Annotated in this window: 14 protein-coding genes; 6 read left to right on the plus strand and 8 right to left on the minus strand. The window is 69.7% G+C overall.

The window, feature by feature from the left end; translation table 11 throughout:
• Positions 1 to 19: 19 nt before the first annotated feature.
• Positions 20 to 622 (minus strand): TetR/AcrR family transcriptional regulator, encoded by a 603-nt coding sequence (locus tag AWC02_RS11055; protein ID WP_237160428.1) that lies wholly within the window; start codon positions 620 to 622, stop codon positions 20 to 22.
• Positions 623 to 707: 85 nt separating this feature from the next.
• Between AWC02_RS11055 and AWC02_RS11060 the strand changes: the two genes are divergently transcribed.
• Both AWC02_RS11060 and AWC02_RS11065 read left to right on the plus strand, forming a co-directional pair.
• A complete protein-coding gene (locus tag AWC02_RS11060) occupies positions 708 to 1,394 on the plus strand; it encodes a DUF899 domain-containing protein (protein WP_085128837.1) in 687 nt (228 codons plus the stop codon).
• Between the two features lie 24 nt (positions 1,395 to 1,418).
• Positions 1,419 to 1,808 (plus strand): VOC family protein, encoded by a 390-nt coding sequence (locus AWC02_RS11065; RefSeq protein ID WP_085128806.1) that lies wholly within the window; start codon positions 1,419 to 1,421, stop codon positions 1,806 to 1,808.
• Between the two features lie 67 nt (positions 1,809 to 1,875).
• Here AWC02_RS11065 and ipdC read toward each other — a convergent pair whose 3' ends face one another.
• Genes ipdC through echA20 form a run of 4 tightly spaced genes read right to left on the minus strand, consistent with a single transcriptional unit; the run spans position 1,876 to position 5,322 of the window.
• On the minus strand, positions 1,876 to 2,943 hold the full coding sequence (gene ipdC, locus AWC02_RS11070) for a (3aS,4S,5R,7aS)-5-hydroxy-7a-methyl-1-oxo-octahydro-1H-indene-4-carboxyl-CoA dehydrogenase (RefSeq protein ID WP_085128807.1): 1,068 nt from the start codon (positions 2,941 to 2,943) through the stop codon (positions 1,876 to 1,878).
• Positions 2,940 to 3,692 carry a cholesterol ring-cleaving hydrolase subunit IpdB gene (gene ipdB, locus AWC02_RS11075; RefSeq protein ID WP_085128808.1) on the minus strand — a complete coding sequence of 251 codons (753 nt, stop codon included), beginning with the start codon at positions 3,690 to 3,692 and terminating at the stop codon, positions 2,940 to 2,942. The genes ipdC and ipdB overlap by 4 nt, the downstream gene beginning before the upstream one ends.
• Positions 3,689 to 4,570: a cholesterol ring-cleaving hydrolase subunit IpdA gene (gene ipdA / locus AWC02_RS11080; RefSeq protein WP_085128809.1), complete on the minus strand. Its 882-nt coding sequence runs from the start codon at positions 4,568 to 4,570 to the stop codon at positions 3,689 to 3,691. Before ipdA ends, ipdB begins: the two co-directional genes overlap by 4 nt.
• A complete protein-coding gene (gene echA20 / locus AWC02_RS11085) occupies positions 4,567 to 5,322 on the minus strand; it encodes a (7aS)-7a-methyl-1,5-dioxo-2,3,5,6,7,7a-hexahydro-1H-indene-carboxyl-CoA hydrolase (RefSeq protein WP_085128810.1) in 756 nt (251 codons plus the stop codon). The genes ipdA and echA20 overlap by 4 nt, the downstream gene beginning before the upstream one ends.
• Before the next feature lie 68 nt (positions 5,323 to 5,390).
• Between echA20 and AWC02_RS11090 the strand changes: the two genes are divergently transcribed.
• From AWC02_RS11090 to AWC02_RS11100, 3 genes are all read left to right on the plus strand, one after another.
• Complete coding sequence (locus tag AWC02_RS11090) at positions 5,391 to 6,155, plus strand: SDR family oxidoreductase (RefSeq protein WP_085128811.1); 765 nt, start codon at positions 5,391 to 5,393, stop codon at positions 6,153 to 6,155.
• Positions 6,156 to 6,169: 14 nt separating this feature from the next.
• Positions 6,170 to 7,075 carry an SDR family oxidoreductase gene (locus AWC02_RS11095; RefSeq protein WP_085128812.1) on the plus strand — a complete coding sequence of 302 codons (906 nt, stop codon included), beginning with the start codon at positions 6,170 to 6,172 and terminating at the stop codon, positions 7,073 to 7,075.
• 370 nt (positions 7,076 to 7,445) lie between these two features.
• A complete protein-coding gene (locus AWC02_RS11100) occupies positions 7,446 to 8,465 on the plus strand; it encodes a fatty acid desaturase (protein ID WP_085128813.1) in 1,020 nt (339 codons plus the stop codon).
• A gap of 26 nt (positions 8,466 to 8,491) precedes the next feature.
• Here AWC02_RS11100 and AWC02_RS11105 read toward each other — a convergent pair whose 3' ends face one another.
• From AWC02_RS11105 to AWC02_RS22875, 3 genes are all read right to left on the minus strand, one after another.
• Complete coding sequence (locus tag AWC02_RS11105; protein ID WP_085128838.1) at positions 8,492 to 11,746, minus strand: LuxR family transcriptional regulator; 3,255 nt, start codon at positions 11,744 to 11,746, stop codon at positions 8,492 to 8,494.
• Between the two features lie 1,055 nt (positions 11,747 to 12,801).
• Positions 12,802 to 14,916: a hypothetical protein gene (locus tag AWC02_RS21915; RefSeq protein WP_165757889.1), complete on the minus strand. Its 2,115-nt coding sequence runs from the start codon at positions 14,914 to 14,916 to the stop codon at positions 12,802 to 12,804.
• A gap of 216 nt (positions 14,917 to 15,132) precedes the next feature.
• The gene (locus tag AWC02_RS22875; protein WP_165757890.1) at positions 15,133 to 16,386 is read right to left on the minus strand and encodes a hypothetical protein; all 1,254 of its coding nucleotides are present in this window, start codon (positions 16,384 to 16,386) and stop codon (positions 15,133 to 15,135) included.
• Here AWC02_RS22875 and AWC02_RS22880 point away from each other — a divergent pair.
• Positions 16,348 to 19,478 (plus strand): PE family protein (locus tag AWC02_RS22880; protein ID WP_165757891.1); only part of this gene is annotated, 3,131 nt, incomplete at its 3' end. The genes AWC02_RS22875 and AWC02_RS22880 overlap by 39 nt on opposite strands.

Genomic DNA, 19,478 nt, shown 5'->3' on the forward strand with positions numbered 1-19,478 from the left:
ACAGTCCGGGCCGGTTGGCCTAGCCCACCAGCCCGGAGATGATGTCGTCGACCGTGCGTTGCGCCAGCGCGTCCAAATCGGGGCGCGGGGCGCCGTGCAGCGGTCCACGCAGGGCCAACTCGGCGAACCCATGCACCGCCGACCAGCACGGCCATTCTGCGCCCATGCGCCGCTTGGGCTGCAGCACACCGGTGTCGGCCAATGCGTCGAGTGCCTCCACCAGCGCCCGAAACGGCGGAGGGACTTGGCCGTCACCTATTGCGGTGACGCCTGAGCCGAAGAAGGCCACCGTGAACCACCCCGGCTCGTCCAGGGCGAATCCGATGTAGCCGAGTCCGACCGCGCGCAGCTGGTTGCGCGCCCGGCTTTGCGGGGTGCCTCGGTTGGTTGCTGGTGGGCTCATCCGTGCGGCCATGCGGTCCCAGATGGCGACCGCCACCGCTCTCAACAGTTCCTCCCGGTCGGCGAAGTGGCGGTAGGCGGCGTTGGGGGAGACCCCGACGCGCCGGGTCGCCTCCCGCACGGTCAGGGCCTCCGGCCCGCCGAGGCGAGTCAGTTGCAGACCGGCGTCGATCAGTGCCGCGCCCAGATCGCCGTGGTGGTAGCCCCGTATCCCTGACACCTCTTGACAGCCCCCTCGGGAAAAAGTGTACGGTGTGAACATAGTCAATGTGGACGTTGTACACATAGCAATGGGAGTTCTCGTGATGGCGGGTTCCGGGGTGCCTCCGGTGGTGGACCATCAGACTTGGCAGCGCGAGCTGGATGCGTTGCGCGCCCGCGAGAAAGCGGCGACCCGGGAGCTGGACGCGATCGCCGCGCAGCGCCGCCGTCTGCCGATGGTCGCCATGGACGACTACGTGCTCGAGGGCGAACGCGGGCCCGTCTGCCTGGCCGAGGTGTTCGAGGGCAACAGTCAGCTGATCGTCTATCACCACATGTGGTCTCCAGGCCAGCAGTGGCAGTGCGCGGGATGCACCGGCTTCGCCTCGCAGTTCACCCGCCTCGAATTTCTGGGCGCCTACGACGCGCGGTTCGTGATTGTCACGCAGGGGCCCATCGACGAGGTGATCGCCTACAAGCGGCGCGTCGGCAATCAGATGGCCTGGTACAGCACCGCCAACAGTTCGTTCGGGGCCGACGTCGGTGCACCGCCGGGCGGACAGTTCGCGGTGAATGTCTTTTTGCGGCAAGGCAATGCGGTGTATCGAACCTGGCATACCAACCGGCGCGGAACCGAACAGCTCGGCCACGTGTTCTCGTTGCTCGATGTGCTGCCCTACGGGCGCCAGGAACAGTGGCAGGACTCACCCGACGGCTGGCCGCAGAGCCCCACCTACAGCCGCTGGGCGAGCTCACCGGAACTCGCACAGCTCTATGGCGCCAGTTCGTAGTGTCCCCAACCGAGAAGGAGCAAGATGAGTACCGCCAAGATCGGCCTGAAGTCGATCAACCTCGTTTGTGTGCCCACCGTCGACCAGGACAAGGCCATCGCGTTCTACGAGTCGTTGGGCTTCGAGAAGCGCACCGACATCCACATGGGCGACGGCTACCGATGGGTCGAGGTCTACCCGCCGCAGGGCCTGGCGGGCATTGCGCTGGCTCCGCCGCCACCGGGCAGTGGCCCCGTTGAGCCGGCCGACACCGGGATTACGCTGAACACCGACGACATCGATGCCGCACACGCCGGGATGCGGGAGCTCGGAGTCGATGTCGACGCAGAGATCATGCGGCAGGGAGACCCCGTTCCGCCGATGTTCTTCTTCCGCGATCCGAGCGGACACACGTTGTTGATGGTTGAGGCCTGATCAACGCGTTCCCCGCAGGACAATCGCGCGACGCCGGCCCACGGGCCGGCGTCGCGGGATCGGGGGCTCAGGCGATGAAGGAGCTGGCCGCCCGCAGCTGCTCGACCGCCTCGTCGACGATCGAGGTGATCAGCTCCGCGCAGGTCGGCAGGCTCTCCAGGATGCCGGCGACCTGGCCGGAGGCGAGCACGCCGGCTTCGGTGTTGCCCTCCACCAGACCCGCTTTGAGCAGCATCGGGGTGTTGGCGGCCATCAGCACCTGCGACCAGGTCAGCTCTTTGCCGTGTCGCATGGCCAAGCCGTCGCGCACCATGGTGGGCCAGCTCATCTGGGACATCTTCTTGAACTTCGCGGCGTTGCGGATAGCGGCGCTGAAACCGCGCACCCGAGAGCCGCTTTCGAGCTTGTCCACCAGCTCGGTGCGCAGCACTCGGTGCGGCATCCCGTCGACTCGGGTGGAGACCACCGTGCCGTCGAGACCGGCGGCCAGATAGCGCTGCTTGACCGCGTCGGGGACCGTCGAGTCGGCCGTCAGCAGGAATCGGGTGCCCATCGCGACGCCGGTGGCGCCGTAGGACAGCGCGGCGGCCAGGCCGCGGCCGTCGAAGAATCCACCGGCGGCAATCACCTGCACCCCGGTGCCCGCGACGGCGTCGAGTACCGAAGGCAGCAGCAGTGTGGTCGCCACCGGACCGGTGTGCCCACCACCCTCGCCGCCCTGCACGATCACCGCATCGGCGCCCCAGGAGGCCACCTTCTTGGCGTGCTTGGCCGCGCCCACCGACGGGATCACCACGGCGCCCGCCTCTTTGAGCTTCTCGATCAGTTCGGCCTTGGGCGCCAGCGCGAACGACGCCACCTTGACGCCTTCGCGGATCATCAGGTCCACCCGGTCGCCGGCATCGGAGGCATCGGCGCGGATGTTCACCCCGAACGGCTTGTCCGTGGCTGCCTTGACCTTCGCGATCGCGGTGGCCAGCTCATCGAGCGTCATGGTCGCCGAGGCGAGGATGCCCAGGCCGCCGGCGTTGGCGGTCGCCGACACCAGCCGGGCGCCGGCCACCCAGCCCATACCGGTCTGCACCACCGGATGTTCGATGCCGACCAGTTCGGTCAGGGGAGTTTTCAACCTCATGCGCGCACTTCTTTGTCCCGCAGCGACTTCGGGTCGATCACCTCACGGATCAGCTGCAGCTCCTCCGGGGACGGCAGCCGGGTGGCGGGGGCGTCGGCCAAACCGTGTACCTCGAACGCCGTGTTGTCGGCGACCTCGTCGGCGGTGACCCCGGGATGCAGTGAGACGGCGCGCATCTGGTGGTCGGGACCGCCGAAGTCGAACACCCCGAGGTTGGACACCACGCCGCCCAGGTTGAAGAAGCGGAACGCCGGGTTGTTCGGGTCCACCTTGTCGTAGCCGATGCCCGAGACGATGTCGACGGCCTCGCAGAACACCCGTGACGAGTGCGCGCCCACCCAGTAGCTGGTGGTGTGGTTGATCGTGTTGCCCGGTGCGCCGCGCACCCCGAACATCTGCCGCGTCGGGTGCTGCAGCGGTCCGAACGCCGACAGGTTCTGGTTGCCGTAGCGGTCGATCTGGTTGGCGCCCATGATCACGTGGCGCCGGCCCCACGAGAGGGTTTCGAAGACCCGGTTGAACGGCATCCACCCTTCCAGCGCACCGACTTTGCCGATCGCCGGGGTGTCGGCCAGGATACGGGCCTCGCCGTCGGTGAGCACCAGGTCGGGGGAGAAGGTGAGGCGGGCGAGCCGAGCGCCGACCGTGGGCACGGTGGCCATGGGTGATGCCATGATCTCGCCGGCGTCGCGGAACAGCTCGGCGCAGGCTACGGCACAGATCTCCGCGCGAGTGGGTGAGTCTGTCATGCTTGGGCCTCCGCTCCGAATTTCTTCACCGCAGCCTGGTAGTCGTCCTCGCTACCGGACAGGTAGGTGGCCTTGAACTCCGCCCAGGTCTCATCGGACTTGGCGGCCTCGGCGTAATGCCGCTGGAACTTCTCGTCCCGGGCGTAATCCGCTGCGCCGAGGGTGAAGTGGGCGCCCCCAGGGGCTTCCACAACTTTGTCCACCATCATCCGGTTGATCAGCTGGGTCTGGGGTGAGGTGCTGGCGATCAGTTCCTCGGTGGGCACGATCTTCTCGACCGACAGGAAGCGGCGCTGCGCCGACATCAGGAACAGGTCGTCGAAGTACGGATCGATCCCCGTGTAGGCGGCGTTGCCGCGCTCGTCGCCGATGTTCATGTGCACGAATGCGGCGTCGAGGTTCAGCGCCGGCATTGCGATCAGCGTCTCGTGTCCGCCATCGACGGGATAAGGAGAGGTGACGGTCTTGAGCTCGCCCTCCCAGAAGTCGACCACGGAGCTGCCCAGCCCGGCCCGGATCGGCAGGAAGGGCAGTCGCTGGGCGGCGGCCTGCAGCCCGCAGCGCAGCATGCCCTCGTCCATCTCCCGGGCCTCGATCGCGCCGGTGGTGCGGGCGCGGGAGAACCACGGGTCGTAGAACGGCGGCGAGTCCAGCGAGACAAAGCCGTAGTAGACCCGGCGGACCTTGCCCGCCGAGCACAGCAGCCCCAGATCCGGGCCGCCGTAGCTCACCACGGTCAGGTCCTTGACGGCGGTGCGCAAGATGGCGCGGACGAACGCCATCGGCTTGCGGCGCGAGCCCCAGCCGCCGATGCCGATCGTCATGCCGTCGCGCAGTTCGGCGACGGCCTCGTCGAGGGTGGTTACCTTGGTCGTCACTTCTTCCCCTTCTCGGTGCCGGCGAACGCGTCGCGGTGCTCGTCGGCGACCCCGGCCAGGTTGAGCTCGAAGGTGAATCCCTGCTCCATCCGGTAGCTGGAGTTGACCTTCTGCACGTCGATGAGGTTCAGCGCCTCCTTGGCGGCCCGGATCACCCGGGTGTCCTTGGCGGCGATGTCGCGGGCCACCCGCAGCGCGGCCTCGTCGAGCTCGGCCCGCGGAACCACCTCATGCACCGAGCCGTACCGGTGCAGGGTGGCCGCGTCCACTGTTGCCGCGGTGTAGAACAGTCGGCGCATCATGTGCTGCGGTACCAGCCGAGACAGGTGAGTGGCCGCGCCCAGTGCGCCGCGCTCCACCTCGGGCAGTCCGAACTTGGCGTCGTCGGAGGCCACGATCACGTCGGCGTTGCCGACCAGGCCGATACCGCCGCCGACACAGAAGCCGTTCACCGCGGCGATCACCGGCACGGCGCATTCGTAGACGGCCTTGAAGGCGGCGAAGCAACCCCGGTTGGCGTCGATCAGGGCAGTAAAGCCCTCGGTGTTCTGCATCTCCTTGATGTCGACACCGGCGTTGAAGCCGCGGCCCTCGGCCCGCAGGATGACCGCGTGGGTGGACATGTCCTTGCCCGCTGCGGTGATGACGTCACCCAGCTCGAACCAGGCGCGCGACGGCAGCGCGTTGACCGGCGGGTAGTCGACGGTGACCGCGACGATCCCCGGCTCGACGGTTGTGGTTGTGATCGGCATGGGCGGACTTCCCTGTCGTATTGAGGACTTGGATACCTAAGCAAGCACTTGCTTGGTACGCTAGCACAGTGGATGATGCGATCAAGCTTGGATTGACCGGCAAGGTGGTGCTGGTGACCGGTGGGGTGCGCGGCGTCGGCGCGGGCATCAGTGCCGTCTTCGCCGACCAAGGCGCGACGGTGGTGACCTGCGCCCGGCGACCGGTGGACGGCCTGCCGTATGAATTCCACGGGTGCGACGTTCGTGACGATGACGCGGTCAAAGGACTGATCGAGGCGATTGTCGCCAAGCACGGTCGGCTCGACGTGGTGGTCAACAATGCCGGTGGCTCGCCGCACGCCGCGGCCGCCCAGGCCTCGGCGAACTTCAGCCGCAAGATCATCGAGCTCAACCTGCTGGCGCCGCTGCAGGTCGCCCAGCACGCCAATGCCGTGATGCAGACCCAGGCGGAGGGCGGCTCCATCATCAACATCACCAGTGTCAGCGGGCACCGCCCGTCACCGGGCTCGGCGGCCTACAGTGCCGCCAAAGCCGGCGTGGACAACCTGACCGCCACCCTGGCTGTCGAGTGGGCCCCGAAGGTCCGGGTGAACTCGGTGGTGGTCGGCATGGTCGAGACCGAGCAGTCCGAACTGTTCTACGGCGACGCGGCGTCGATCGCCGCAATTTCGGCCACCGTGCCGCTGGGCCGGCTCGCCAGGCCCGTCGATGTCGGCTGGGCAGCCGCCTTCTTGTCGTCCGATGCCGCCTCCTATATCAGCGGCGCCACTCTGGAAACCCACGGCGGCGGGGAGCCGCCGGTCTACCTGGACGTTACGAGCGCCAACAAATAAAGGAGAGAGCACTGATGGGACTTCTCGACGGCCGCGTGGTCATCGTCACCGGAGCGGGCGGCGGAATCGGGCGGGCACACGCGCTCGCCTTTGCCGCTGAGGGCGCCCGGGTCGTGGTCAACGACATTGGTGTCGGGCTGGACGGTTCACCGGCCGGTGGGGGTAGTGCTGCCCAGGGCGTGGTCGACGAGATCGTCGCAGCCGGCGGGGAGGCCGTCGCCAACGGTTCGAACGTGGCCGACTGGGAGCAGTCCGCGGCGCTCATTCAGGCCGCGGTGGACCACTTCGGTGGGCTCGACGTCCTGGTCAACAACGCCGGCATCGTCCGGGACCGGATGTTCGCCAACACCAGCGAGGAGGAGTTCGACGCCGTCGTCGCAGTCCACCTCAAGGGGCACTTCGCCACCATGCGGCATGCCGCGGCCTACTGGCGGGCGCGCTCCAAGGCCGGCGAAACGGTGGACGCCCGCATCATCAACACCAGTTCCGGCGCCGGCCTGCAGGGCAGTGTCGGCCAGGCCAACTACTCGGCCGCCAAGGCCGGTATCGCCGCGATGACCCTGGTCGCCGCTGCCGAGATGGGGCGCTACGGCGTCACGGTCAATGCGATCGCCCCGTCGGCGCGCACCCGTATGACCGAGACTGTTTTCGCCGACATGATGGCGACCCAGGGCCAGGACTTCGACGCGATGGCGCCGGAGAACGTGAGCCCGCTGGTGGTGTGGCTGGGCAGCGTGGAGTCGCGGGATGTGACCGGCAAGGTCTTCGAGGTCGAAGGCGGCAAGATCCGGGTTGCCGAGGGCTGGGCGCACGGCCCGCAGGCCGACAAGGGCGCTCGTTGGGACCCCGCCGAGCTGGGGCCGGTCGTCACCGACCTGCTGGCGGCGTCGCGGCCGCCGGTTCCGGTGTACGGAGCCTGACGGCGTCGTACGGTCCGGCGACGGTGGCGGTCGCCTCCATCCCGCATAGGTAAGTGTGCTTGCTGACCGTGGGGGCGCTCGCCGCGTACGTCGGGCCCGGAGCCGGCTCGTCCGGTTCGGCGACGCGGCCGACAAAGTGGCCGGCGCTAGGTTCGGTCACGGATCGATGCGGGTAGGTCCGACCCGCCCACAGGCGTCCTGACCAGCTTTCGATCAGCGACCAGCGGCTTTATACGGCGGCGTCAATAATGTGATAAACACGTTGCCGGACAACGGACTATCGGCGGTCGCGCCGCCGCGACAGTCGCTGTAATCTTTCAGCTGCTCTTAAAAGTTTCCCAGGTTCGTTGGCGCTCACGTTGGAGGTCTCGTGTGGTTGGTGGTTGAGGTGCCGGGCAAGTCGCGCGCGGCACCACGGCCACGACACCCGCATCCCGGGGAGGGCATCCCCACCTTCGCCTGGCCGACCTTCTGGCTCGCGGTCGGCGCTGTGACCGTCTTCGCCGGGGTCGCCATCGGGGCGGCCCGCGGAACTCTGCCGCCCTGGGTCGTGATCCCGCTGAGCACCGCGGTCACCTACGTGATGTTCTCGGTGGCGCACGAAGCGCTGCACCGCTCCTTCTGCTCGGTGCGCTGGGTCAATACCGTGGTCGGCCGCCTGGCCTGGCTGTTCGTGTCACCGTCGTTCTCGCTGCCCTCGTTCGGGTACGTCCACGGCGAACATCACCGCCACACCAACGATCCCGAGCGTGATCCCGATGTGTTCGCCACCCACGCACCGACCTGGCAGTTGCCCTTCCGCTGGGCGCTGATCGATGTCTTCTACGCGGCCTGGTACACCCGCAAGCTGCGGCAGCGCATACGCCATTCCTGGCGCCGACCGGTTGCCGAAGTCGCCGAGACTTCGGTGGTGTTGCCCCTGACGATCGCCCTGATCGTGGGCGCGATCCTGACCGACCACCTCTGGTTGCTTGCCGAGGTCGTGCTGATTCCGCAACGGCTCGGCCTGTTCATCATCGGTTGGGCGTTCGATTGGCTGCCGCACCACGGGATCGACGTCACGCAGCGCCAGGATCGGTATCGCGCCAGCCGGTTGCGGGTCGGGATGGAATGGCTGCTGGCTCCGCTGATGCTGTCGCAGAACTATCACCTGATCCATCACCTGCACCCGTGGCTGCCGTTCTACCGGTACCTGGCGGCCTGGCGCCGCAACGAGGAGCTCTACCTCGAGCACGGTGCCGCCGTCACCACCCTGCTGGGTCGGGAGTTGAACGCCGAGGAAACCCGGCACTGGAAACGGTGGCACTTCGTCGAGCCCGAGCCCGAGCCCGAGCCCGAGCTCAAGCGCGAACCCGAGCTAGAGCCCGAACCCGAGCCACGGGTCGCCTGAGACGCCGCGCGGCCGGCTGCCGGGCGTCAGAGACGCTGGGCCGCCTCATGGGCGAGTTGCAGGCGCGAAGAGATATTGAGCTTGGTGTAGATCCGGTTCAGGTGTGAGTGCACGGTTCGGGGCGAGACGCTCAGCTGCGCGGCGATGTCTTTGTCGCGCAGCCCGGCGCTGATCAGCCGGACGACGTTTTGTTCGGCCGGAGTCAGCGAGGCCCAACCGCTGGACGGACGTTTGGTCTCGGTTTTGCCCTTCGGGTCGCCCCGGCGCGCGTGGTCAATGGCCTCCGCGATCGACCACGCGGCGCCTTGCGCCCACCGACTTTCAAAAACACTCTGCGGCAAGGCTTCTCGCACAGCATCGACGGTGGACTTGTAGCCGGCGTCGTAGACTTTGGCCCGGACAGCGCGGGTTCGCCGTCGGACGGCGCTCGCCGCGCCGAGGAACCGGGCAGCCTCGTCGTGGCGGCCGGATGTGGTGGCGCAGGCTGCCAGCACCTCGAGCAGCTCGGCGACGGCCAGATAGGCCTCGGATTCTGTTGCGAGCGTCAGCGCGTCAAGCGCGTCTCGTTTGGCCTGCTCGGGGTCGCCTTCGGCCAGGGCCACCCGGCTCCGGACCTCCAGCAGCAGAATCCGGTGGAAGCCCATGCCCACCGACAGCGCCGCGTCGGCCCAGCGGCGTGCCGCGGCCACGTCGCCGGTTTCCAGCGCCACCCGGGCGACTGGATTGCCGTTGATTGCCAGGAGTTGGGGCAGCGCGCAGGCGTCGCATGCCGCGTCGGCGGCACCGCGCGCCCCGGACACATCGTCGGCGGCAAGCAGCGTGTCGGCCACCGCTCCGAAGCTGATGCCGCGATGGAAGTCGATGAGTTCGGCGGCCGCCTCGACCGATGCGTTCGCCGCTGCCCGCGCAGCTCTCAGATGCCCCTGACAGGCGAGCGCTTCAGCCAGCAGCGTCAGACTCTGGGCGCTGAACAGCGGGTCACCAGCCGTCTCGGCCTCCAGCGCCACGTGTCTGGCCTGATCGACGGCGTTGTCCAGCTCTGCGCGATGCAGGTGCGTCAGACCCAGGCATAGCCGGCACAGGCGCGAAACCGACCAGTCACCGATGGCCTCGGCGAGCACGGCACCGTTGTCCGCCGCACGGCGCGTAGCGGCGAGATCACCTGCTACGAAAGCCGAATACGCCTGTATGGCATATATCTGGCTCAGTCGCCAGTCGTCGTTCAAAGCGGGGGACAGCGCGATGGCCTGCTCGAAGTAGGGCAGCGCGAGTTCGGGGCTGTAGCTACAGGTGAATCCGCAGGCGGCCAGTGCCCAGGCGAGCAGGTCGGGTTCGTCCAGGCGCTGCGCCAGCGCGACGGCTTCCTCGGCCTGTTCGACTTGTCCGTAGTTTCCGGTCACCGCTTCCAAGATCGTTTTATCCGCCAGCGCGCGGGAACGGGCGCCGGGCGCCGTCGCGTTGCCGGCGGCGAGCACGGTGTTGAACCAGGCAAGACCCTCCAAGGTCCGGCTGTGGATCCACAGCGGAAGCAGCAAGGAAGCCAAACGGGCGGCGGCCTCGATGTCGTTGTACTCCCGGCTCCAGGTGAAGGCGGCCCGGAGGTTGTCGATCTCGAGTTCGGCCTGGGCGACATGCCACCCGTACCCGGCGGACACTCCGTCGTCGAACAGCGCGGTGTAATGATCGCGGTGTCGTACCTGGATGGTCTCCGATTCCCCAGACTGCTCAAGCTTTTCCAGAGCGTATTGCTGGACCGTCTGCAACAGCCGAAACCGCGTCGCCTCTCCGGCGTTGTCGGCTACCACCAGCGATTTGTCCACCAACTGGGTGAGTTTGTCGATGATCTGTGCGCGGGTCAGGTCGGGGCCGCCGGCCACCGCGTGGGCGGCATCGAGGTCGAACCCGCCCATGAACGGCGCCAACCGGCGAAACACCACGCGCTCGGATTCGCTCAACAGGTCGTGCGACCAGTCCTCGGAAGCACGCAGCGTCTGTTGGCGTGGCACCACCGTGCGGGCACCGCCGGTCAGCAGGGCAAAGCGCTCGCCCAGTCCGTCCGCGATCTCGGTCAGCGACAAAGCCCGCACCCGGGTAGCCGCCAGCTCGATGGCCAACGGCACCCCGTCCAGCCGGCGGCAGATCTCGGTGACCAACTCCGCATCATCGCTGGTCTCGATCAAACCCGGCCGGACCAGGCGAGCGCGGTGGCGGAACAACTCGGCGGCCTCATCGACCAGGGAGAGCGACGGGGTCTTCCAGGTCACTTCCCCTGCCACCCCGATGGGTTCCCGACTCGTCGCCACGATGGTCAGCTCCGCGCTGGTAGCCAACAAGGTGGCAGTCAGCCGCGCGCAGGCGTCCAGCAGATGCTCGCAATTGTCGAGCACCAGGAACAATTGCCGATCTGCGATGAAGCGCACCAGGGTGTCGACCGGGGAGCGGTCCGGGCGGTCGGGCAGGCCCAGCACGTGCGTCACCCGTTCGGGAACCAACTCCGGATCGGTGATCGGCGCCAGATCCACGCACCATGCGCCGTCCCGGAACCGGTCGACGAACTCCTCGGCCAGTTGTAGCGCCAAGCGGGTTTTCCCAACGCCACCGGCACCGGTCAGCGTTACCAGGCGGTTGCCGTCGACCAGCCGCCGCAGCTCGGCCAGCTCGGCTTCCCGGCCGACAAAACTCGTCATCGGCGTCGGGAAATAAGGCTCGTGAACCGTACGTCCCGTCCGTAACGGTGGGAACTCAGTGGGCAGCCCGGTGTGGCAGAGCTGGAACACCCGCTCCGGGTAGGGGATCCCGCGCAGCCGGAAGGCGCCCAAGTCGAGCAGCCGCGTCTGGGGTCCCAGTCGATCGGCCACCAGCTGGTGGGCGGTCTCTGACACTACCGTCTGACCGCCGTGGGCCAGGTCGCACAGCCGGGCCGCGCGGTTCACCAGGGAACGCGGATGGGCGCTGGGTTCGACCAGCGGCGCCTCGTCGGCATGTATGGCGATTCGCGGCCGGATCGATGCCCCGGGAGCGCGCTGCAACGTAAGGGCGCAGGCCACCGCGTTGCCGGCGTCGGCGAACCCGGCGGCGAACCGGTCCGCGTGGTCCCGTTCGGACAGCCGCTCGCCGTCGTGCGCGGTGACCGCTTCACCGAGTGCGCCTTCCAACCACGAGAGCCCCTCGGTGAAAGATTCCGTCGGTGGCTGCCATTGTGGCCGGGAGTCTCCGGGACTGACCACGAGGACCGTGCGCGCAGGGGAAAGCGGCAAAACCGCTTCGCTGGCGTTCGACATCATCTACCGTTCCTCGGAGTGCGAGTAGGCCCAACACGGGCGGGCAGTCGTCGACTCACACGGATGGATCGGCTCCCCAACCCCGTAGCTGTGGCTCTAGTTCCACATCTACGCACTTTTACCGCCGTCTGGGCGACACCATACCAGCGGAATTTGGGCAGTTTTGCCGATGATCTTGAGCCCGAACCACCGCAGAGTGTCAGGTGGCAGAGTTGCGCTTGCCCAGTCCGCCACCGCGCGTGGTGTTGTTTCGCCGATCCCCCCTTGGTCGCGACCCCCGGATTGTGGGCAGTACCAGCAAGGATGACCCGGTTGCGGTCCCCAGTCGCCAAGGCCACGGCGGCTCGGTGCGCCGTCGGCGGTATGTGCGGCGTCCTTTTTCTGCTCCATTTGTGATGCCAGCAAACTGCAGTTAAAGCGCCCATCCGCGTCATGCGGGCGCCCCTGAACCCCCGGCGGTAGTACGAAGTGAACCGCGCCTCCGTCGATGCAGATTCCTGAAGTTAACCAAAATTTCCACCAAATAAGCCATTGGGAGCGACTGTGTTCGAACTCACCCCGCAGTGTGGCCAAGCTCTCATTTATGTGGGTGAGCTGCGGGTGTTGGTAGCCAGAATACGTCACAAGCGGGGACTGTTTGTGGCTTTTGCCACAAAAATAGTCGTTAAAGTTGCGAAAAGTAAACGAACGACCATAATTCGAACCTGCTTCAAATCTAAGTAAAAGCTATGAGAGGTTGCGCCATGGGCCGGCGGGATGCCAGCAAAGTTGTTCGTTCGTCGGGTCGGCGTTCGGTGGGGCGTTCTGTGGTGGGGGCGGGCAGTGCTGTTGCGGCGTTTTTGGCGTTCGGCGTCGGCCCGGCGCCCGTGGCCTCCGCGGATATCGAGGACCTGTTCGACCCGGTGTTCTGGTCGGGCCTGTCGGACCCAGCTGAGAGTGCCGACGTCTGGTCGGGCTGGTTTGCGGACCCCGGCGCGGCGGATGCGGACTTCATCTATGACCTGTTCGAGCAGTTCGACCTGGCCGTGGCGTCCTTTTACCACGAGCAGCTGTATCTACCGCTGTACAACCTGAGCCAGGACTTCATCGCCGACAACCAGCAGTTCCTCGACCTGATCAACCAGCCGTGGGTGGACCTGTTCGGTCGTGAGTTGATCGGTAACGGCATCGATGGGTTCACGGGGACCAACGAGACGCTGTTCGGTTCGCTGGGGTGGTTCGGAAACCTCGGTGACGGCGGTTTCCTGTTCGGCGATGGTGGAGCCGGCGCAGAGGGCGTGGCCGGGATCGCCGGTGGTGTTGGTGGTGTCGGTGGTGACGCCGGCATGTTCGGCAATGGTGGTGTCGGCGGTCTCGGTGTGGAGGGCGGTGCCGGCGGCGCCGGCGGTGTCGGTGGCTGGTTGTTCGGCGATGGCGGCGCCGGCGGCGCGGGTGGGGCGTCGATCGACGCGTTGGTGGCCGGTGGCAATGGTGGTGCCGGCGGCGACGTGGTGAGCCTGTTCGGAATCGGTTTCGGTGGCGCCGGTGGCGCCGGCGGCGCGGGTGCGGTCGGTGCGGCAGGTGCCGCGGGTCTCGATGGGGTGCTGGGCGCCTTGAACGGCACTGCCGGTGGCGACGGCCTCACCGGTGGTCTTGGCGGCAATGGTGGTGCCGGCGGTGCGGCCGGGTTTGTGCTCGGCATCGGTGGCCTGGGCGGCGCCGGCGGCGCCGGCGGCAGTGGTGGTGCCGGTGGTGTCGGTGGCGCCGGCGGTGTGAGCCTGGACGACCTGGGCGGCAACGGTGGTGCCGGTGGTCTCGGCGGCGATGGCGGCGGCGGTGGCCGTGGCGGCGTCGGTGGTGTGGGTGGACACTTCGGTGCTGCCGGCAGCGGTGGGGTCGGGGGCAATGCGGGTCTGGCCGGCGATGGTGGCGCCGGCGGTCTCGGTGGCGATGGCGCACTCGGTGGTGGCAACGGTGGCGATGGTGGCGCCGGCGGCCAGATCGGCACGGTGGTCGGCCTCGGCGGTGCCGCGGGTGAGAAGTTCATGTCCTGGTTGTGGGGCAACGCAGGGCGTCCCGGAGCCGACGGCCAGTTGCCCGTCGGGATCAGTGGCAATGGCGGCGTAGGAGGTGCGGGCGGTAACGGCACCGGCCTGTTGGCCGATGGCGACGGTTCCTCCGGTGGAAATGGTGGTGCCGGCGGCGACGGTGGCGCGCACGGCAATGGCGCCGCTGGCGGTGTGGGCGGCGACGGCGTTGCCGGTGTGACCGGTGCCGATGCCACGCTCGCGGGCGGTGCCGGGGCCTCCGGCGGTGCTGGCGGCAACGGTGGCGCCGGTGGTGCCGGCGGTTCTGGCGGCTCGGTGATCGGTAACGCCGGCAGCGGTGGTGCCGGCGGTAAGGGTGCTGCCGGCGGTGGCGGTGGCCGTGGTGCCGACGGAGCGGCGGGCACTTTCGACGACGAGGGCGATGGCAACGGTGGGGCCGGCGGAGACGCCGGATTCGGTGGCGCGGGCGGCAATGGTGGTGCCGGTGGCGCTGCCGGTAGCGCCACCAATGGTGCCGCCGGTATCACCGGCGCCGGCGGTGCGGCCGGTGACGGCGGCAATGCCGGGACTGCAGGTGCCGGTGGTCAGGGCGCTGCCGGCACGGCCGAGCATCCCGATGCCGGCCAGGGTGGTGCGGGCGGCAGGGGCGGAGACTTCGGCGCCGGCGGGACCGGTGGCACCGACGGTGACGGCAACGGCCAGGGTGCTGCTGGGCTTGATGGCGCGGCCACAGTCGGTGGCAATGGTGGTGCCGGCGGTGACGGGTTCCTGGGTACCAACGGTGTCCTGGGCAGCATTGACGGCACCGGTGGTGGCCACGGGGGCAACGGCGGTGACGGTGGTGCCGGTGGTCTGTCCGCAGACGGTTCCTACGCCGCTCAGGGCGTGGGTGGTATCGGCGGTGATGGTGGCGCCGGCGGTAACGGTTTCAACGGTTTCCACGGCGATGAGCCGGGCGCTGCCGGCACGAACGCCGGAAACGGTGGCGCGGGTGGCAACGGCGGCCAGGGCGGCCAGGGCTCCACTGTCGGCGCTCACGGCATCGGTGGTCTGGGTGGTAACGGCGGCAACGGTGGCAATGGCGCCGACGGCGGTGACGGTGCCGGCGGCGACAGCGAGCACGCGGCCGGCTACGCCGGTCAAGACGGCGGTAACGGTGGCAATGCCGGCAAGGGTGGCGCCGGAGGCGCCAGTGGCGGCGGTAGCTACTCGGCCAGTGGTGCCGACGGCGTCGCGGGTATCGGTGGCAACGGTGGTGTCGGTGGTACCGGCCTGGACGGTCTCAACGGCACCGCGGAAAACCCTGATGGCACGGCTGGTGCCTCTGGCGGGGCCGGCGGCAACGGCGGCCAGGGCGGCCTAGAGGCCGACGGCACCACGCAGGGTGCCAACGGCAATGGTGGTGCCGGTGGTGCTGGTGGCCGTGGCGGTAATGGTCTCAATGGTGTCAACGGTGCGGAGTCGGGTGAGGACGGCACGCGCGGTGGCAATGGTGGTGCCGGTGGTGCCGGTGGTGTTGGTGGCAGTGGTGCGGTGGCCGGTGCGCACGGTGTCGGTGGTGTGGGCGGTAACGGCGGTAACGGTGGGCAGGGTGCGCATGGTGCCGCGGGTGCCAATGGCACTGCGCAGCAGATCGCGGGTCAGGCCGGCCAGGACGGTGGCGCCGGTGGCAATGCCGGTAAGGGCGGTGCCGGTGGTGACAGCGGTAATGGCAGCTTTGCGGTCGCCGGCAGTGACGGCGTGGCCGGCGCGGGTGGCAATGGTGGTACCGGTGGCACCGGTTTTGACGGTGTCAATGGCACCGCGGGTGCGGTGGACGGCACCGCCGGTGGTGCCGGTGGCGCCGGTGGTAACGGCGGTAAGGGCGGTCTGAACACCGATGGTTCGCTGGCTGCGACCGGTGATGGTGGTGCCGGTGGTGCTGGTGGCCGCGGCGGTAATGGTCTCAACGGGCTCAACGGTGCCGAGTCGGGTGACGATGGCACGCGTGGTGGCAATGGTGGTGCCGGTGGTGCCGGTGGTGTCGGCGGCAGTGGTGCGGTCGCCGGTGCCCACGGTGTCGGTGGTGTGGGCGGTAACGGCGGCAACGGTGGGCAGGGTGCGCATGGTGCCGCGGGCGCCAATGGCACTGCGCAGCAGATCGCGGGTCAGGCCGGCCAGGACGGTGGCGCCGGTGGCAATGCCGGTAAGGGCGGTGCCGGTGGTGACAGCGGTAATGGCAGCTTTGCGGTCGCCGGCAGTGACGGCGTGGCCGGCGCGGGTGGCAATGGTGGTACCGGTGGCACCGGTTTCGACGGTGTCAACGGCACCGCCGGGGCGGTGGACGGCACCGCCGGTGGTGCCGGTGGCGCCGGCGGTAACGGCGGTAAGGGCGGCCTGAACACCGATGGTTCGCTGGCTGCGACCGGTGATGGTGGTGCCGGTGGTGCTGGTGGCCGCGGCGGTAATGGTCTCAACGGGCTCAACGGTGCCGAGTCGGGTGACGATGGCACGCGTGGTGGCAATGGTGGTGCCGGTGGTGCCGGTGGTGTCGGCGGCAGTGGTGCGGTCGCCGGTGCCCACGGTGTCGGTGGTGTGGGCGGTAACGGCGGCAACGGTGGGCAGGGTGCGCACGGTGATGACGGTGCCGCCGGTGACGCCGGGCACCGCGACGGCTATGCCGGGCAGAACGGTGGCGCCGGAGGCGACGCCGGTAAGGGCGGTGCCGGTGGTGCCAGCGGCAACGGCACCTTCGCGGCCGCCGGAGTCGGCGGCGTCGGCGGCATCGGCGGAGACGGCGGAGCCGGTGGTGCGGGTGTGGCGGGTGTCAACGGCACCGCGGGTGCGGTGGACGGCACCGCCGGCGGCCACGGCGGCGCCGGCGGCAGCGGCGGTAAGGGCGGCCTGAACGCAGACGGTTCCCAGGCCGTGACCGGCAACGGCGGTGTCGGTGGTGCCGGCGGCGCTGGTGGTAACGGTTTCAACGGCAGCAACGGCACGGCACCGGGAGCCGACGGCTCCGACGCCGGTAACGGCGGTGCCGGCGGTAACGGCGGTGCCGGTGGTACCGGCGCCAACAACGGTGCGCACGGCGCCGGTGGCGTGGGTGGCAACGGCGGTAACGGCGGTAACGGCGCCGACGGTCTCAACGGCGCCAACGGCGACGCCCAACACCTGGACGGCTACGCCGGCGGCGCGGGCGGCTCCGGTGGCGCAGGTGGCGCAGGCGGTGCCGGCGGTTCGAGCGGAGGCGGAACGTTCGCATCCAAGGGCGGCGACGGTGCCGGTGGCTACGGCGGTAACGGCGGCTTCGGTGGCAACGCCTTCCACGGTGCCGACGGCAGCCCCGGCCACCGGGACGGCTTCGACGGCGGAAACGGCGGCACCGGCGGTGCGGGCGGTGACGGCGGTGCCGGAGGTGGCACGACTGGCGTCGGCGGACGTGCGGGCAACGGTGGTGGCGGCGGCCAGGCCGGCAATGGTGGTGACGGCGCGAACGGAACCGCAGCCGACCCCGACGGCGCAAACGGTGGACGCGGCGGCAACGTCGGTGCGGGCGGCGCCGGCGGCACCGGTGGCACGGGGGCGACCAGCGGCGCGGACGGCGACGCTGGAAGCACCCCGACCAGCGGCGGTAACGGCGGCAACGGTGGTGCCGGCTACGACGCGGCCGCCGACCCGAGTGCGGCGCCGGGAACCGCCGGTGGCAACGGTGGCGCCGGTGGCGACGCCGGTGACCGCGGCAACGGCGGTGTCGGTGGAAACGGTGGCAACGGCGCCGCGGGCACTGTCGGTGCGGACAGCACGGCGGTGGGGGTTGCCGGTTCTGACGGCACGGCCGGCGGTGCCGGCGGTACGGGCGGTGCCGGTGGTGCCGGCGGCTCGATTGCCGGTGCCGGTGGCGCCGGTGGCCTCGGCGGCGACGGTGGTGCCGGCGGCCACGGCGGCGCCGGGTTCGACGGCGCTCATGCCACGGTGCCCGGTGGTGATGGCGGTACCGGTAGCAACGGTGGCAACGGTGGTGCCGGTGGTGCGGCCGGTGCCGGTGGCGCCGGTGGCAGCGCGACCAACGGTGCCGCGGGTACCAACGGCAACGGTGGTGACGGCGGTGCCGGCGGTAACGCCGGCGCGGCCGGCGACGGCGGACACGGTGCGAACGGCAATGCCGCGAATCCGCACGGCGGCAACGGCGGCCGCGGTGGCGACACCGGCACGGTGGGCGCCGGCGGTGCAGGCGGCGCGGCCGGCAGCGGTGGGGCCGGCGGTTCTGCAGGCAGTAACGGCGCCGACGGTGCGGCACCGGCCAGCGGCAACGGCGGTAACGGTGGTGCCGGCTATGACGCGGCCGCCGACCCCGGTGCGGCGCCGGGAACCGCCGGTGGCAACGGTGGCGCCGGCGGCGACGCCGGTGACCACGGCAACGGCGGCGCGGGCGGCAGCGGTGGTAACGGCTCCGCGGGTCTGAGCGGTGCGAACAGCACGGCCGAGGGTGTTGCCGGCTCCGACGGCACTGCGGGCGGTGCCGGCGGTACCGGTGGTGCCGGCGGTGCGGGCGGCTCGGCCGTAGGCTCCGGTGGCGCCGGCGGCCTGGGCGGTAACGGTGGTGCCGGCGGCCACGGCGGTGCCGGGTTCGACGGCGCGGATGCCACGGTGCCCGGCGGAAACGGCGGGGCCGGCAGTGACGGTGGCGACGGTGGCGCCGGTGGTGCCGCGGGTGCCGGCGGTGCCGGTGGCAGCGCGACCAACGGTGCCGCGGGTACCAACGGCAACGGCGGTGACGGCGGTGCCGGTGGCAACGCGGGCGCGGCCGGCAACGGCGGCCAGGGAGCTGCCGGTGGCGCGGGCAACCCCGACGGCGGTCAGGGCGGTCGCGGTGGCGACACCGGCACGGTCGGCGCCGGTGGTACCGGCGGCGCGGCCGGCAGCGGCGGGGCCAGCGGAACCGGTTCCGCCGGCAGCGACGGCACCGACGGTGACGCCGCACCGGTCAGCGGCAACGGCGGTAGCGGTGGTGACGGCTACAGCTCCAACGACGGTTCGGCCGATGGCGGTAAGGGCGGCGCCGGCGGCGACGCGGGCGTCAACGGCAACGGCGGTAACGCCGGCAAGGGCGGCGACGGCAACACCGGCGGTGCCGGTGGTGCCGGTGGTGCCGGTGGCACCGAATCCGGCAGCGGCGGTAACGGTGGCGACGGCGGTAACAGCACGGGTACCGGCGACGGTGGTGTCGGCGGCGCCGGTGGTAACGCCGGAAACAACGGCAACGGCGGCGATGCCGGCAAGGGCGGCGACGGCAACAACGGTGCTGCCGGTGGTGCCGGTGGTGCCGGTGGCACCGAATCCGGTAACGGCGGTAACGGTGGCGATGGCGGTAACAGCACGGGTACCGGCGACGGTGGTGTCGGCGGTGCCGGTGGTAATGCCGGCAACAACGGCAACGGCGGCGACGCCGGTAACGGCGGTGCGGGCAGCCAGACCGGCTCGGGCGGTGACGGCGGCGCCGGCGGCCACGGCGGCGCCGAGACGGGCGACGGCGGTCGCGGCGGCCACGGCGGCAGCGGTGGCATCACCGGCGGTGACGGCGGAGCCGGTGGCAACGCGGGCGCCGTCGGCGACGGTGGTGACGCCGGCGACGGCGGCGACGGACTCGCCGGTAGCAACGGCGCCGATGGTGCCGCGAACTCTGGTGAAGCCGGTGGTGCCGGTGACGCGGGTGGCCACGGTGG

The sequence above is a fragment of the Mycolicibacter engbaekii genome (assembly GCF_002101585.1).
GTDB lineage: Bacteria > Actinomycetota > Actinomycetes > Mycobacteriales > Mycobacteriaceae > Mycobacterium > Mycobacterium engbaekii.